13 protein-coding genes are annotated in these 14,423 nt (G+C 64.4%); 3 read left to right on the top strand and 10 right to left on the bottom strand.

Annotation, left to right across the window (positions count from 1 at the left end):
• The first annotated feature begins 15 nt into the window (after positions 1-15).
• The gene (locus tag DES44_RS15470) at positions 16-837 is read left to right on the top strand and encodes a fumarylacetoacetate hydrolase family protein (protein WP_058933833.1); all 822 of its coding nucleotides are present in this window, start codon (positions 16-18) and stop codon (positions 835-837) included.
• A 476-nt stretch (positions 838-1,313) separates the two neighbouring features.
• Here the strand turns inward: DES44_RS15470 and DES44_RS15465 are convergent, their stop codons facing one another.
• Positions 1,314-1,976, bottom strand: coding sequence for a TetR/AcrR family transcriptional regulator (locus tag DES44_RS15465; protein ID WP_058933834.1), 663 nt, complete (start codon positions 1,974-1,976; stop codon positions 1,314-1,316).
• Positions 1,977-2,128: 152 nt separating this feature from the next.
• Here DES44_RS15465 and DES44_RS15460 point away from each other — a divergent pair, with 152 nt between their 5' ends.
• On the top strand, positions 2,129-2,482 hold the full coding sequence (locus DES44_RS15460) for a DUF3331 domain-containing protein (protein ID WP_170156683.1): 354 nt from the start codon (positions 2,129-2,131) through the stop codon (positions 2,480-2,482).
• Between the two features lie 5 nt (positions 2,483-2,487).
• On the opposite strand, the gene DES44_RS15455 is transcribed toward DES44_RS15460, so the two are convergent.
• A complete protein-coding gene (locus DES44_RS15455; RefSeq protein WP_058933836.1) occupies positions 2,488-3,804 on the bottom strand; it encodes an ABC transporter ATP-binding protein in 1,317 nt (438 codons plus the stop codon).
• Between the two features lie 21 nt (positions 3,805-3,825).
• Positions 3,826-5,553: an ABC transporter permease gene (locus DES44_RS15450; RefSeq protein WP_058933837.1), complete on the bottom strand. Its 1,728-nt coding sequence runs from the start codon at positions 5,551-5,553 to the stop codon at positions 3,826-3,828.
• Positions 5,554-6,061: 508 nt separating this feature from the next.
• Here DES44_RS15450 and DES44_RS15445 point away from each other — a divergent pair.
• Positions 6,062-7,594, top strand: coding sequence for a DUF2968 domain-containing protein (locus tag DES44_RS15445; RefSeq protein WP_058933838.1), 1,533 nt, complete (start codon positions 6,062-6,064; stop codon positions 7,592-7,594).
• Positions 7,595-7,634: 40 nt separating this feature from the next.
• On the opposite strand, the gene DES44_RS15440 is transcribed toward DES44_RS15445, so the two are convergent.
• From DES44_RS15440 to DES44_RS15410, 7 genes are read right to left on the bottom strand one after another with little or no spacing between them, the layout of a single operon-like run.
• A complete protein-coding gene (locus tag DES44_RS15440) occupies positions 7,635-8,084 on the bottom strand; it encodes a thioredoxin domain-containing protein (RefSeq protein WP_058933839.1) in 450 nt (149 codons plus the stop codon).
• Positions 8,081-9,421 carry a HEAT repeat domain-containing protein gene (locus tag DES44_RS15435; protein ID WP_058933840.1) on the bottom strand — a complete coding sequence of 447 codons (1,341 nt, stop codon included), beginning with the start codon at positions 9,419-9,421 and terminating at the stop codon, positions 8,081-8,083. The genes DES44_RS15440 and DES44_RS15435 overlap by 4 nt, the downstream gene beginning before the upstream one ends.
• 1 nt (position 9,422) lies before the next feature.
• Positions 9,423-10,454 (bottom strand): hypothetical protein, encoded by a 1,032-nt coding sequence (locus DES44_RS15430; RefSeq protein ID WP_147307105.1) that lies wholly within the window; start codon positions 10,452-10,454, stop codon positions 9,423-9,425.
• A gap of 4 nt (positions 10,455-10,458) precedes the next feature.
• A complete protein-coding gene (locus tag DES44_RS15425) occupies positions 10,459-11,850 on the bottom strand; it encodes a hypothetical protein (RefSeq protein WP_083525322.1) in 1,392 nt (463 codons plus the stop codon).
• Positions 11,851-11,859: 9 nt separating this feature from the next.
• Positions 11,860-12,249 (bottom strand): DUF4150 domain-containing protein, encoded by a 390-nt coding sequence (locus tag DES44_RS15420; RefSeq protein ID WP_058933843.1) that lies wholly within the window; start codon positions 12,247-12,249, stop codon positions 11,860-11,862.
• A 36-nt stretch (positions 12,250-12,285) separates the two neighbouring features.
• The gene (locus tag DES44_RS15415; RefSeq protein ID WP_058933844.1) at positions 12,286-13,329 is read right to left on the bottom strand and encodes a hypothetical protein; all 1,044 of its coding nucleotides are present in this window, start codon (positions 13,327-13,329) and stop codon (positions 12,286-12,288) included.
• Positions 13,329-14,411, bottom strand: coding sequence for a DUF2169 family type VI secretion system accessory protein (locus DES44_RS15410; protein WP_058933845.1), 1,083 nt, complete (start codon positions 14,409-14,411; stop codon positions 13,329-13,331). The genes DES44_RS15415 and DES44_RS15410 overlap by 1 nt, the downstream gene beginning before the upstream one ends.
• Positions 14,412-14,423 lie beyond the last annotated feature (12 nt).

Below are 14,423 nucleotides of genomic sequence, written 5' to 3'. Positions count from 1 at the left end.
CCTCAGGAGACTTCCATGACCGATTCGTTCTCCGGGCTCCGGCCCCGGGGCCTCGCGCGCCGCTCGTTGCTCAGCACCTCAGCGGCCATGGCAGCGGGGGCCGTCGCCGGCTGTGCGCTGCCGGGACAAGCGCAGACTGCTCCCAAGACGCCGTTCGAGGTCACGCCCACCACCATTCCCATTGCCGGCAGCACCCTGCAGTTCCCGGTCCGTCGCATCTATTGCATTGGCCGCAATTACGCGGCGCATGCACGGGAGATGGGCAGCGACCCGACGCGCGAGCCGCCGTTTTTTTTCCAGAAACCCACCGATGCCATTCAAAACGTGGCCCCCGGGACCGTGGCAGACCATCCCTATCCGACGCTGACGAAGAACTATCACTACGAGGTGGAACTGGTGGCCGCGCTGCACAAGGGCGGGCGCGACGTGCCGGTCGAGCAGGCCCTGGACCTGGTCTATGGCTATGCCATCGGGCTGGACATGACCCGGCGGGACCTGCAGCGCGCCATGGGCAACGAAAAGAAGCCTTGGGAGATCGGCAAGAGCTTTGACCATGCGGCGCCGATTGGTCCCATTCATCCGGTGAGTCTGGTGGGACATCCCAAGCAAGGCGCCATCTGGCTGAAGGTCAATGGCGAGACCCGCCAGAGCGCCGACCTGAGCATGATGATCTGGAGCGTGGCCGAGCAGATCTCCAATCTGTCCAAGGCGTTCGAGCTGCTCCCCGGGGACATCATCTACAGCGGCACGCCGGAAAACGTCGGGCCGGTGGTCAAGGGCGACGTCCTCGACTGCCATATCGACGGGTTGCCCAACCTGGGCCTGCGCATCGTTTGAGCGGGCGCAATCAGAAAGCGCGGTCGGAGAGGGCGAGACGCCGGGCAGCGCGGACTTGTCCCCCGCCGCACCCCCGCGCCGGCAGCCCCTGTGGATACTGCTTCAAAATGAGGCAGTGGAAGTGATCCCCTTTGAAATCAACGAGTTGTGCAACTGCTGCCCGGTCTTCCAACAGACTTGTCCACAGAACGGGTGAACAGTGAAGTCCCCGCGAGCCCGCGCCGGAAAAGTTGTCCCCAGGCGCGGGCTGTCAACTCGAATGCGGGCTTTGGCGGCGACTCCGGGTCGCTTGCCGCACGCGTCTTTGGGTCCGCAGAGGGCTGCGCGGTGACTGCCTCAAAGTGAGGCACTGCAGGCTTCTTCCAATGCTGACAAGCACTTGCAGCATCCCTGCCCGGGCTTCCAACAGGCTTGTCCACAGAACCTATGAACAGCCGCAGCGTGCGCTGAAAGTTGTCCACGGGGGGCGATCCTGATCAGGCCAGCAGCGCAGCCACCACCCGGCGCAGTTCCGACTTGAACCGGACCGGATCCTCCGGCAGTGGCGACACCGCGCGCATCACATGCGCATATGCCACCGTCTTGCTGATGCCGTGGGTGAGCATCGAAAACATCAGGGCCGGATCGCAGGCCCGTATCTCCTGGGCCTGAATCGCGTCTTCCATCAGGGGGAGGAAGACCGCATGAAAGGGCTTCACCATTCGATCCACCAGCAGATTGAGCCGCTCCCCTTCCTCGGTGGCGGCGGTGGAGAAGAACATGCCGATGTCCGGGTCCTCGAACACCCTGTCCATGAAGTGCTCCAGCGCCTGTTCCACCCGCTGGCGGGGGGAGAGCTCTGCGCGGCTGCGCAGGTCCGCCACCCGCACCAGCATCGGATCGATGGTGCAGGCGATCTGCTCCACCACCGCACGCCACAGCGCTTCCTTGGAGCCGAAATGATGGGCGATCAGGGCGGCGTCCACCCCCGCCTGGCGGGCGATGTCCCGCACGCTGGTGGCCTCATACCCGCGCCGGGCAAAGATGCCCCGCGCCGTGCGAAGCAGCGCGTCCGCGCCCTGCACCGTCTGGCTGCAGGGACGCCCGCGGCTGCGTGCCACACGCGCCTCGCTGCAGGGAGAGCGGGGGGACGCACTCATCGGATGGCCTTCTTTGCTATATTCATCACTCGTTGAATTATTTCAGAAGTCTCTGACAACGACATTGGCGGGAACGCTTCCCGGCAGACCATTTTCGGAAAGGTGTGGCAGGCATGCACAGCGAGCACAAGCAAATGCCCCAGGAGGGTTGGTTGCGCACGATCGCCTGGCTGGGGGCGCGTGAGGCGAACGAGCGGATGCCGGGTGGGCTGGCCGTGGGCCGTGCGGCGGTCCGCCGGACGGTGAATGACGGGCCGCCGCGCCCGCCGGCACGCATCCATGTGCTGGACCGGCCCACGCCGCGCACGGCGGCCATTTCCTGGTCCGACCCCGGCGTCTGCCATTACGGCTATCAGATCTGGGACATGGTGCCGGCCAAGCGCACCGGCACCTGCGTGCTGAGCGGCAGCGCGATCCAGGTGGGGGACATCGTCTACTGCCCGCGCGAGGAGGAGGCGCCGGTCAATGTCGGCGCCATGATCGCAGCGGCGTTTGTGGATGCGTGACCCTCTCAGGTCAGCGCATCGCCATCGGGCACGCTGAGCTTGCCCGTGTTGTAGTCGTATTCGAACACCTCGCCGTGGCGGGCCCAGGAGACGGCGGTCTTCATCACCGCATCGGCTTCCTCGTCGTTCAGATGCTCGGAGAGCAGACGCCGCACCGGGGTGTCCATCAACTGGCCGGTCGCCTCCTGCTCCAGGCTGTGGCGGATGTGTCCGATCAGCGGCACATGGGTCATCAGCTGCTGGCCAAACAGGCCGCGCCGCAGCTCATTCGGACCCTCCACATAACGACGGCCCAGCGGGGTGATCTGCAGGTCGCCGCTGTCCAGTTGCGCCAGGCCCAGCAGCGCCAGCGCATGGGCCACCGGCAGCAATTCGGCGTCGGACAGGCCGGACTCCTCGCTCAGCGGGGGCAGGTCGGCCCGGCCGTTGAAGGGCGGCTCGGCCAGCAGCTCCAGCAGGGCGTCCATGCGGGCCACATCGGCCGACGGCAGGCGCTCGACCAGCGGCGGCGCCGCAGCACCGGTCTCCACGGCGCCATGGCCGCGACCCGGGCGGGACGCACCCGCCGTCATCAGGGCATAGACCTCATCGATGAGCGCGCGCACATCGGCGCTTTCCGGATTGCGCGGGCGCGGCAACTGCACGGACAGCTGGCAACGGATGCGGCCGGGGTCGCTGGCGAAGATCAGCACCCGGTCCGCCATCAGCACCGCTTCCTCAATGTTGTGGGAGACCACGAGCATCGCCTTGGTCGGCATGCCGCCGTCCTGCCACAACTCCAGGATGTCCTCCCGCAGTCGCTCGCCGGTGAGCACGTCCAGCGCGGAAAAGGCCTCGTCCATCAGCAGCACATCCGGCTCGGTCACCAGCGCCCGGGCGATACCCACTCGCTGGCGCATGCCGCCGGACAGCTCCCGCGGCAGGGCCCCTTCAAAACCCGCCAGCCCGATCAGTGCAATGGCCGCCTCGGCCCGCTTTTCGCGTTCGGCCTTGGGCATGCCACGGGCCTCCAGCCCCAGCTCGACGTTCTGCTGCACCGTCAGCCACGGGAACAGCGCAAAGGACTGGAACACCATGCTGATGCCCCGGGCCGGGCCAAACAGCGGCTGACCGCGGTAACGCACCTGGCCATGGTCCGCCTTGACCAGGCCGGCCATGATGCGCAGCAGCGTGCTCTTGCCGGAGCCGGACTGGCCCAGCAGCGCGACGATCTCGCCGTCACGCAGATGGAAATCGACGTCCTGCAGCACCGGGCGCAGGTGTCCGTCGGCGGAGCGGAACGTCTTGCCGACGCCGGTCAGTTCGAGGATGGTGGCGGACATGAAGACTCCTTCGACACCGATTCAAAGATGCATGCGGTCCTCGGCCAGCCGATAGAGGCGGCGCCAGACAAAATGATTCAGGCCCATCACGAAGATGCACATCACGCCGATGCCCAGGGCGATGCGGGGAAAGTCCCCCTGGGCCGTCATCTGCGCGATGTAGGCGCCCAGGCCGTGGGCCTGCACGGTGGTGTCGCCCCAGCTGACGTATTCCGCCACGATGCTGGCATTCCATGAGCCGCCGCTGGCGGTGATGGCGCCGGTGACGAAGCTGGGGAATACGGCGGGCAGCAGGTAACGACGCCACTTCAGCCAGCCGGTCAGGCCCAGGTTGCCGGCCGCATGACGCAGTTCGGCCGGAATGGTCGATGCACCGGCGATGACGTTGAACAGTACATACCACTGCGTGCCGAAGATCATCAGGGGCGACAGCCACACATCGGCATTGAGCTTCCAATGCACCACCGCGATCACGGCCACCGGATAGAGCAGGTTGGCGGGGAACGCGGCCAGGAACTGCGCCACGGCCTGCAGCCGTCCGCTCCAGCGTGGATTCAGGCCAATCCAGATGCCCACCGGCACCCACACCATCGCGGCCAGCGCAATCAGCACCATCACCCGCAGCAGCGTGATGCCGCCCAGCATGAAGACATGACCCGCTTCGGACCAGCCGACTTCGGTGTGCACGAACTCGATGAGCCGCCACACGGCCAGCATCACCGCCGCGGCCAGCACCGCGTCCCACAGGCGCTGCAGGGTGGGGGTGCCCTGGCGCTGGCGGGCGAGGATGGACGTGCCGTCGTGCGAGCGGCGGAACCAGATCAGGCTGTGCTCCAGACGGTTCACGAACCAGGTGCCCAGGCGGCGCGTCGCGCGGGTGCGGCGCAGCCAGTTCAGCATCCACGATTCAGGCACGTTCTCCGTACCGCTGTCCTCGAAGCGGAACTTGTCGGCCCAGGCCACCAGCGGACGGAACACCAGCTGGTCATACAGCAGGATGCCCACCAGCATGCACAGGATGGCCCACAGGATGGCCGACATGTTGCGGGACTCGATGGCCAGTGCGATGTACGAGCCCACGCCCGGCAGCTTGATGTTCTGGTTGGAGACCGAGATGGCCTCGGACTGCACCACAAAGAACCAGCCGCCGGACATGGACATCATCATGTTCCACAGCAGTGCCGGCATGGCGTAGGGCAGCTCCAGCCGCCAGAAGCGTTGCCAGTGGGACAGCTGGAAGACCTCTGCTGCCTCCTGCAGCTCGGCCGGCACGGTGCGCAGCGACTGGTAGAGGCTGAAGGCCATGTTCCAGGCCTGCGAGGTGAAGATGGCAAAGATGGCGGCGCATTCCACCCCCAGCAGGTTGCCGGGGAACAGGGCGATGAAGCCGGTCACCGTGATCGACAGGAACCCGAGGATGGGAATGGACTGCAGGATGTCCAGCATCGGCACCAGCACCTTTTCGGCCGCGCGCACCTTGGCCGCCAGCACGCCGAAGACCGCGCTGAAGAGCAGGGCCAGCACCATGGCGGCCAGCATCCGCAGGTTGGTGCGCAGCAGGTAATAAGGCAGCAGGGTCGGGTCCAGCGACAGCGGCAGCGGGTCGCCAAGCTCGAACGGACGGGTCATCTGTGCTGCGCCGTAGGCCAGCAGGACCAGTGCGGCCAGGACCAGGGGCAGCAGCGCCCAGTCCCAGCGGTTTGCGCCCGCATCGACGACCTGCCGCGGAAAGAATTCGCGGCGGTTCATGGGTTGTCTTTCTTGTGAGGTGTCCGCCGGAGGGCGACAGTCAGGTGCGCAGCATGCATCAAGTGCCCTTCAGAAACCTGTCGGAGCCTGGTGGGTTTGAAGGCGATCACCGGGCTGTGTGGCTTCTTCACATGACCTGATGTTGCAGGCCGCTTATGAAAGTTTGTGGTCGCCTGACTTGAACGAGGAGTGGCCGACTGGCCAGTGTTTGTGGGGCCGCCGGGATGTTGACCAATTCGACAGACCCGTTGCGAAGAGCTTCCAACAATGCGCTTCCTTCCACCGCCTCGGACTCTCTGACATGACGCAGCGCCCAGCCATGCGGCTTCATGCCGCCTTACTTTCTGCCCTCTGGCCTGATGCCGCGGTGCGCCCCTTGCTGCGGACTGCGATCGGGTCCACGACGGACCTGGCGCTGCAGCGTGTGCTGCATGTGCGGCGTGTTCGGGGTCTTCGGGGTCTTCGGCGGGGCTTGCCGGCGCCGCGAGCTGCGTCCGATGCGGGCTCCGTGAGCCTGCGCCCGCCACTGCCGACGTTTGACGAAGCGCAGACGGGTGCACAGGGCTGGCGGTCCGCACTGCGACGCATGATGGACGCGCTGCTGCGTCCTTTGCTGGCGGTGCTGCCGTTGCTGATGGTCGCGCTCTGGCATGCCAGCACGCTGGCGCAGCCGGTCACGGCCACGCCGCAGGAAGCGGCCGTTGTGATGGAGCTCCAGGTGCTGCAGTCGCAGCAGGCGCTGGTGTCGCTGCGCAAGCTCAAGACAGACCAAGGCACGATCGAGCTGCTGCTGCATCCGCGCAGCAACCGCTACTACATTGCCGTGACCTCGCGAACCGGACAAGTCCGGCGAGTGGTGCGGGCCGACAATGAACGGGCTGCCCAGCTGGGCTTCGACAGCTTCCGCCGACTGGCGGGGCAGGGGGAGGCCGGGCGTCCTGCATTGCTGGGGGAAACGCTGGCGGAAGCAGGGGCGGGAGGGGCTGCGCAGCCGCAGCCGCAGCCGCAGACCGAGGCGAGAGATCCGGGCGCGACAACGACGTCGGTGCGGAGTCGGGTGCCGGTCCAGGGCCAGCAACAGCCGCAGCAACCGCAACAAGCTCAGGCTCAGGGTCAGGCTCAGGCAACACCTCTCGCGGCGCCGCAAGCTGCAGCGCAGCCACAGGCACAGGCACAGCCTTCCACACTCGCACGAGCGCCGGCTCCGCTGCGTGCTCAGATGTCCGCATCGACACCGCCTGCCGCACTCGCTGCGCCAACAGTGGGTGCCACGAACACCGGGGCCGGTGCTGGCGCGGGAGGCGCAGCCGCTACATCGGCACACACCGCCGCCACTGCAGCGCCACTGACCGCCGCAGCCGCACCTGCGCCCGCAGCGGTCCCCGCACCCGCACCGACCCTGGCGCCTCCGCGGTCGCCCTTGATGGACGAGGTGCTGCGCCTGCAATCCGCCGGCCAACTGACGTCCATGCGCCGCGCCGACAACGGCAGCTTCAATGCCCAGCTGTTCTTCCACGTTGGCACGGCCCGCTACTTCGTGGTGCTGGCGCATGACAAGGACCTGTGGCGCGTCGTGCAGGCGCAGGACAGCGCCCAGGCATTGCGAACCTATGAAGAACTCGCAGGTCAATCCGCGGCCCTGGCGGGCGATGAACTGCGCCGGCTGGAACTGAAGGCGCAGACCGACGCTGCTGAGCGTGAGCTGCGACAGGCCCAGGCCCAGGCACGACAGATGGCCGAGGAACTGGAAGCGGACCGGCGGTATCGCGCCATGATCCAGGCTCAGGAGAACCAGAGCCGCGCGGATGTCTCGGCGCTCCAGCAACAGCAGCGGCAGATCCAGGAGCAGTTGATGGCGGAGCAGCGCCGCGTCATGGAGCTGCGTCGGCAATTGGATCCGTCGGTGGCCGCTGGGGCCTCGAATGGAGGCGGACGCAAAGGGGCCGCGGACTGCCGCATGCCGCGACCCGGTGTGCCGGTGCCGGCTTCCGAGCGGGACCTGCCGATCTGCGGAGTGGAAGGGCGGGCGAGGGCGCCCTGAGTTCATCCCTGTCGCCCGCGCGCTGACGAGTGCGCGGTCCTCAGCTTTCCATTCCCGCTTCGGCCCAGGTCGCAGTCGTGAATTCCGTCCATAGCCTGGGGAGCTCGATCAAATCGCCCTCATGCGGTTCGCGCACTCGTATCCCCTCGATCACCAGGGGATGGAGCTTCGCGCGCTCGTCCTGGGACGCATCCAGAGCGATGTCGTCGATCACGGCCGCCTGAACGCAAACGCCTTGTCGCCATCGAAGAAGCAGCGGCAGGTCAGGAGGAATGAAGCCGCCGAGAAACTCTGCGTGGTCTTCAAGGTCCAGCCACATGGGCAGGACATGATTGGGCAATCGCGCCGCCAACTGGTCGAAAGCTGGCCGGAGCCGCTGGCACTTTCCGCACCAACGCTCCGCACCGATCACCACCAGCAGCTCGGTCTCACCCTGGCAAAGACGCTGGGCAATAACCTGAGCATCCGCCCAAGGATCGAGCGGACTCATGTTTCGGCAGCCTGTCTTAGAGACCGAATCACATGCCGTTGCTTCCACATCGGCGCGCGGACATGAAATGGATGCTCTGGCGCCCCGTAATCCAACGCCAGCGCTGCCACATGCCGTACCGCCTGAGGTGCATCGGCCAGTATTTCCGCGACTAGTGCCAATGACACGGCCTCCCCCTGAAGCAGCCGAGCGTCGTCCGGAATCTCGATGGCCAGTTCGGCATGCAGTCTCCGGATGGCAGCCACGTCAGGCGTCGGCAGGCCGACGTCAAACGCCGACTGACCGGTGGGCACCTCAAGGCCGCGCGATGTCTCATCCTCCGAGTCCAAAGCGGTCAGGCCGTTGAGCTCCAGGTCCCAACCCGTCAAGGTCTGCCATATCCACCCGGCGAGGCGTTGGTTTTCCGGTTCATCCAGTTGCCCAAGCACGTAATCCAGGCAGGCGGGATCGCCATGGTGAAGCGCCACGCGCAGAGCGGCTCGCGACGGGAGTTGGCGAAGCAGGACAGCGATGCCGCGGTGTCCGCGCGGCGCCGCATGTCCAAGATGCGCCAGCCAGCGATTAAGACGCCGCCATCCCTGTTTTTGATGCCAGCCAGTGGCCGTCTGGAGATCATTTAGTTGTTCAGTCACGCTTCGCCAGAGCGCGCTGAGGGCTACATCACTGCCTTCCCCCCGTAACGCCAAGGTGATGGCGGCTTCCGCACGTACGCGCCGGTCGTCGGAATTCAGGCACTGGTGGAGTGCGCCCTCCACGGGCTCAGGGTGATGCCCGGCAATGGCAGCCCATCGGCAAGCGGAAGCCCGCACATGGGGATCGACATGCCCCAGCCAAGCCGCGAGCGGCTGGTCGCTGAGCGCCTGTACAGGCACGTCCGTCAGCGCCGCAGCACGAAGCGCGATAACCGTGCGAATCGGTGATTCCGCCTCAGCGCACCACCGCCGCATCAGGAGCGTGGCTCGCTCCGTAGGAAGCCATGCCAAGGCGGAAACAGCGCCACGGATCAAGCCATCCGGATTCGCCTGCACAACCGGCCATACCTTTTCCCATAGAGATCCATGGTCGATCTGGGCCGCCAGCCAGGTAATGACGAAGGTCTCGCCGGCCTGACGCCAACGCTCGAAGGCCTCAAGCGCGCAATCCCAGCCCTCGCGTTTTGCTTGAAGCAGCCCATCCAGGTGCGCATGCATCTGGAGGCTGAACTCGTCCAGGCGGTCGGGCGTGAGTTGCACAGACTGCAAGGAGCTGTCCTGCTGCCGCCAATAGAAGGCTGCGTCCTGCACATGGCGGCGCAGCACTTGGTCGAAGCGCGGTACGACGGTAGGCTCAGGCGTCATCTCAACGGAAATCGTAGGCGCTGAAGAGCCGGGTCCACGTCTGGCCATCGAAGAGGCAAGCGCCGTAGGGGCCAGCCGTGAGCAGGTGATTGCCGTCGGGACTGATGTCGATGCGGCCCGTCACCATCGAACTGGGCACGCCGTCGTCGAGATCGCCCAGCGGCACCAGTTCCTTGTCGTCATTGATCGCGTACAGACCTTCCTGTGCGCCGAAGTACATGCGGCCCTTGAACCAGAAGGCGTCAACGGGCTGAGAGCCCCAGCTCAACTCGCTGCGGGCGACTTGGGCCCATTGATCTTCTCTGCCCGCCCAGACGTTGCCATGCAGGTCGCTCACGTAGACCTTTCCGTCGCCAGCGCAGCAGACGGTTTCCAACTGCGCGTTGGTGGGCAGTGGGCATTGGTACCAAGCCTTGCCGTCGAAGCGCCAGAGGTCGCCTTCGCCACCCGCTGCGTAAAAGTCCTTCTCGTTGAACGCGCTGAGATCTCTGAAGCCCATCACGCGGCTCCAGGAGCCGCTCAGCTTGGGATCGTGATAGTCCGCCGGCATTGGTGCGCCGAGCCCCTCGCTGTGAAGATCCACCCATTGGTCAATGCCTTCGCGCCGATACAGCCGCCGATTGCTACCCACGGCGTACACCTTGCCTGCAACCCGCACCACCCGACGGATCGTGACCATAGTCCCGACCGGAGTTTTAAGACTGATGAGATTTTCGATAGGGATCTCTTCACCGCGCCGCTTTGAATCTGACGAATAAACCTTGCTCACCGTATCCACAGCAACATATTCTTCAGGGTCAAATCCACGGGCGATCGTTGAAAACGACATCTCGCCTGTGTCGTAGTACCCAATTCGTGGAGCTTTTGGGCCATCAAGACCTAGAACGAGGAATCTCGTCCTAGGCAGGATATCTCGAGATTCCTTCTCCTCGACCAGGAGAAAGCAGAACCTATCAACCGTATTGAAAGCGCAGTCGAAAATGGTGTAACCCTCGACATTCGCCTTGAAAGTTTCTTTCGAAAAAATCTTCATTGAATCACTCCAAATCACCACTCCCGATGCTTGGTCCACCGCCTGGCTCACCCGAGTGCGGCGTGACCTGCGCCCCCGTCAAATCACCGCAGCCGTGAACCTTCTTGTAATATGCATCTAACTGGGCCTTGATACATGCCGGGTTACAACCAAATGGCTTCCCCAGCCGCTGAGCGATCTCCGAGGATGCCGTTTCATAACTGATATCCTGCGAACTACGAAGATCCTCGATAAATTCGTTGGTTGCGGCATGCGCCAATCCATGGCTGCCATTCGTTGCCCGATTCGTCGTACCTTCCAAACACATCGTCGGCGCATCGCCGTGCTTGTACTTCTTCCAGCAATCACGTTGCCCGGCCTTCTTCATGCTCACCTGGCCGGTCTTGGGATGGGTCGCCGGTGCATAGTTGTAAAACATCGCGTCCGGTAACACGTGGTGGCCAGTCTGGCCCGGGCAGCAGCCATTGCCTTGCGCAGTCTTGTCCGTGTCCTTGTAAGGCAGCAACATGCATTTTCGCGCCTTGATGCAAGGGTTCGCATAGGCGATGCCTGCCTGTGTCGACGCCATTGCGTCCTCGACCTTGCCTTTGGAAAAAGTCAGTACCTCGTTGAGCTTCTCCTGCGCCGCGGTCAGTGTCTTCTCCAACGCATCGAAGCGCCTGGCCATGTCGTCGGTGGCAATCGCCCCCGCGACGTTGCCCATCAGTTTGCCCAGCCCCTCGTAGGCGCTGACACGGCCCACGACTGCCATCAGGGTGGGAAACCGCGACATCGCTGCCCGCTTCGCCGCCTTCTCTGCCGCAGCACCGAGCGTGTCGTTCAAGTGTTCCTTGTAGTAGTCCTTCGCGAAGTTCTGCAACTTGTCCATCGCCTCGGCCTTGGCCTTCTCGACGATGTCCTTCTCGTTCTTCATCGCATCGGCGATCTGATCCTCGAACCTCTTGATGTTGCTACCGCCCTCGCCACCCCCAGGCTTGTTCCACAGCCCGGTGCAATGGTTGTCCATCCACTGGTTCTTGCTGTTCTGCTTGTAGCCGCTGGCCCTACGCCCCACCCCGTCGATGGCCCGCAAAGCGCCTCGGAAAGTGCCTTGCATGCGGTGCACCAGCGATCCTGGCTTGTGTTGCGCCTCATTCGTCCGAGCCTTGCCGAATGAGTCCTTGCCTTCCTGAATACCTTCGTCCTTATCGCACTTCTCATGGATGCGATCACTGTCAGCTTTGCATGCCGGCGGCAGATTCAGCTTGTCGAGGTAGGGAAAAGTGGCCGTGTTCGTGCCGGACGCCGCCTGCTTCTTGGGCGCCTGCCGGGGGTGCTGACCATGCGAGGAGGTGTCTCCTGCGCGGTTGCGCTGTGTGCTGCCACGGCGTCCACCAGGGAGAGCGGTTCTTGTCATGGCTCAGCCTTAGCGATGGTTGTGCGTGGTGGGATCAAGATGACGGCAGACGTTCAGGCCCTCGAACTTGACGTTGGGCGACCAATCCACGAAGTAGCTCTTGCCCTTGATGACCTGTGTGGCCACGCCCTTCTGGAAAGCCTGGGTTGCCGGCTCATTGCCGACACTATTGGCCAGGAACGACACGTCCTTCACTGCCACCGGCTTGCGTTTGATGAAGACCGTCTTGGTGCCATTGGTCAGTTCACTGGCGAAGGCGGAATTTGGGTACGGCAGCACCACAGGACCGGCCGGTGGCGGCGGAGGACTCCAGCACGGATCGGGAAAGGCCGGAGCAGTGAAGCCATCAGCCGCCTTGGAGCAGGCCTCACGCGAGTTGATGAATACGTTAGTGCCCATGGATGTTCTGAAAGTGGTGTCGAGGCCATGTCGGCATCAGCTGGCGCGGTATGCAACGACAGCCGCGCAGCGAAGGTCGGCGTCGCTCGCGCAATGCAAAAGACCGGCAATACCCGGCGCATAGGGAGGACGGCCCGCCGTTGGCCGCAGTGCGTGCAGATAGGCCAGCATGGTGGGAGCGGTCGCAGCGCCCACCTCACCGATGCAATCGCTCAAGGTCTGGACGGGCAGTTTGTGGCCGCCCACCGGCGTGACGCGGGCCAAAGCGCTCGAAGCCTCCTTCGCGAACCAAGCCTCGCCGTTCTGGTCGCTGAATCGGAACCCCAGTTGCTCGTGGGACAAGCCTGAGCCATTGAGCGCGCCCCGCATGGCATCGGTCAGGCCCTGGCTGCGCGTCGGCACGCTTCCGTCACAGCGACCTGGTTCCTGCCCCTGGGCCCAGCCAAGGACATGTAGATGCGTCTGTCCGGCCGGCGGGGAGAGATCGTGACGAAGCAACAGCGCCGCAGCGGCTTCCCCCGGAATGAAGCCGTCCGAGTTGTCTCCCACGAGCAGCCTCTTGGCTCGCAGGTGCTCACTAATATCCGCGGCCTCAAGCAGTGTGTCCGCGCCCAGCACCAGCACTGACCGTCCCGGGTTGGCAGCCAGCCATTGGTTTGCGTGATCGAGCACCGCAGGTAGTCCTGCCCGGCCGAGCGCGAAGAGCTTCGATTCCGGATGGAAACTCCCGCCCATGAGGGCGAGGGCTTGGTGATAGGCCGTGCGATACCAACCAGGATTGGCACCACGCCTCTCCGGCTCGGGGGCCAGCCAGAACAGTGGCAATTGCGAGGGTTGATGTCGTTCCACTGCGCCTCTCAGGCAGTCTTCCACCGACGCGCGGATCCACTGAGCCAGCCTACTGGCGCCCCAGAGATCGTTACTCACCTTTAACCGCGCAACCACCAATGGCTGCCCGGTCTCGTCGCGGAACTCGCTGCGCTGGAAGTGATCGACCCGTGCTCGGATCGCATAAGCTGCGCTTGCCAGCGAAGCGCCCACTGAGCAGCACAGTCCTGCCGATTCCACCACCAGGGACATCAAGCGGCCTCCCCGCAGTTGATGCAGCGGCCTTCCATCAAGTCCAGCCACCAAGCCGGATCGACAGCGCCAACTGCAATCGTGTCAAATTCCTGAATTCGGCGGCGGATGGGAACGCTCGCGCGCCAGACGACCGAGAAGCGGCCCTCGTCCGGTTCAAAAAACAAGGTATCCACCACCGCTTGCGGCGATTCAACGCTGTAGTCGGTGCGTAGCACGTGGACCTTGTGAAGGTTCAGACGGGGCAGTTTGAAGCGCACCTGCGGACGACCTCGGACCATGTTTTGGAGCATGACCTCTTCGCCCCCTTCTGGATAGGTCATCTGCTGATCCTCCGGCGCGCATTGGTGGAAGCGCTCGTCGAAGTCATGGGGTGGCAACGGGAACTGGTCTCGCTGCCACGCGGCGTCATAGGTGCCTGCATAGCGGCGGCGCCATTCGCTGTCGCGCGGGACTGCGGAGAACGCGACGGGCTCCATTTTCTGCCCCGGATGCTGGATTGGCTGGCCGGGTAATTCCAACGACGGCAAAGGCTGTCCGTCAATCAGTGACAGCCGCTCCGCATCGAACCAGCCAAGTCCCGCAGGGTTCAATGGATGAGGCACTGGCGTTTGGCCCGCATCTGCCAGCGGCAGCTGGGAGCCTCCCCAGGCAAATCCATAGTGGAGCGGAACGGATTGGATCGGGATGGCCTCCGTCATGAACGCCCGTCCATTGCTGAGCCGCCATTCACGGTGACCAAAAGCCAGCAACCGCTTGCTCAAGGCCCCCACTTGCCATTGGACGTCCAGGTGCTTGAACGGTTGGCCATTGGGTGAATGTGCTTGGGCATCGAACAGTACGTCACAGCGCGCCTTGTGGCGGGCAAAGTCGTCGCCATAGCGCATCGCACTGGCTCCAGGCTCGCCGTGATATTGATCGGTGAACGCGAGCGCCTGCGGCGGCAGCGGACGGGGTCGTTGACCCGGCTCCGGCAAGCTCCAGGTGGCCTTGCTGACTACCGTCAGATGCTCCCGCCCCGTGCTGTCCACGCTGACCGTGGCGCTGGTAGCTAATTGCCGAGACGCGGCGACGATTTTCATGACGTCCCGGCT

Origin of the sequence: Roseateles depolymerans (assembly GCF_003387155.1) — a bacterium.
In the GTDB taxonomy this organism is placed as follows: domain Bacteria; phylum Pseudomonadota; class Gammaproteobacteria; order Burkholderiales; family Burkholderiaceae_C; genus Roseateles; species Roseateles depolymerans.
Note: the sequence above shows the minus strand (reverse complement) of the source record. Positions and strands in the feature narration are given on the sequence as shown.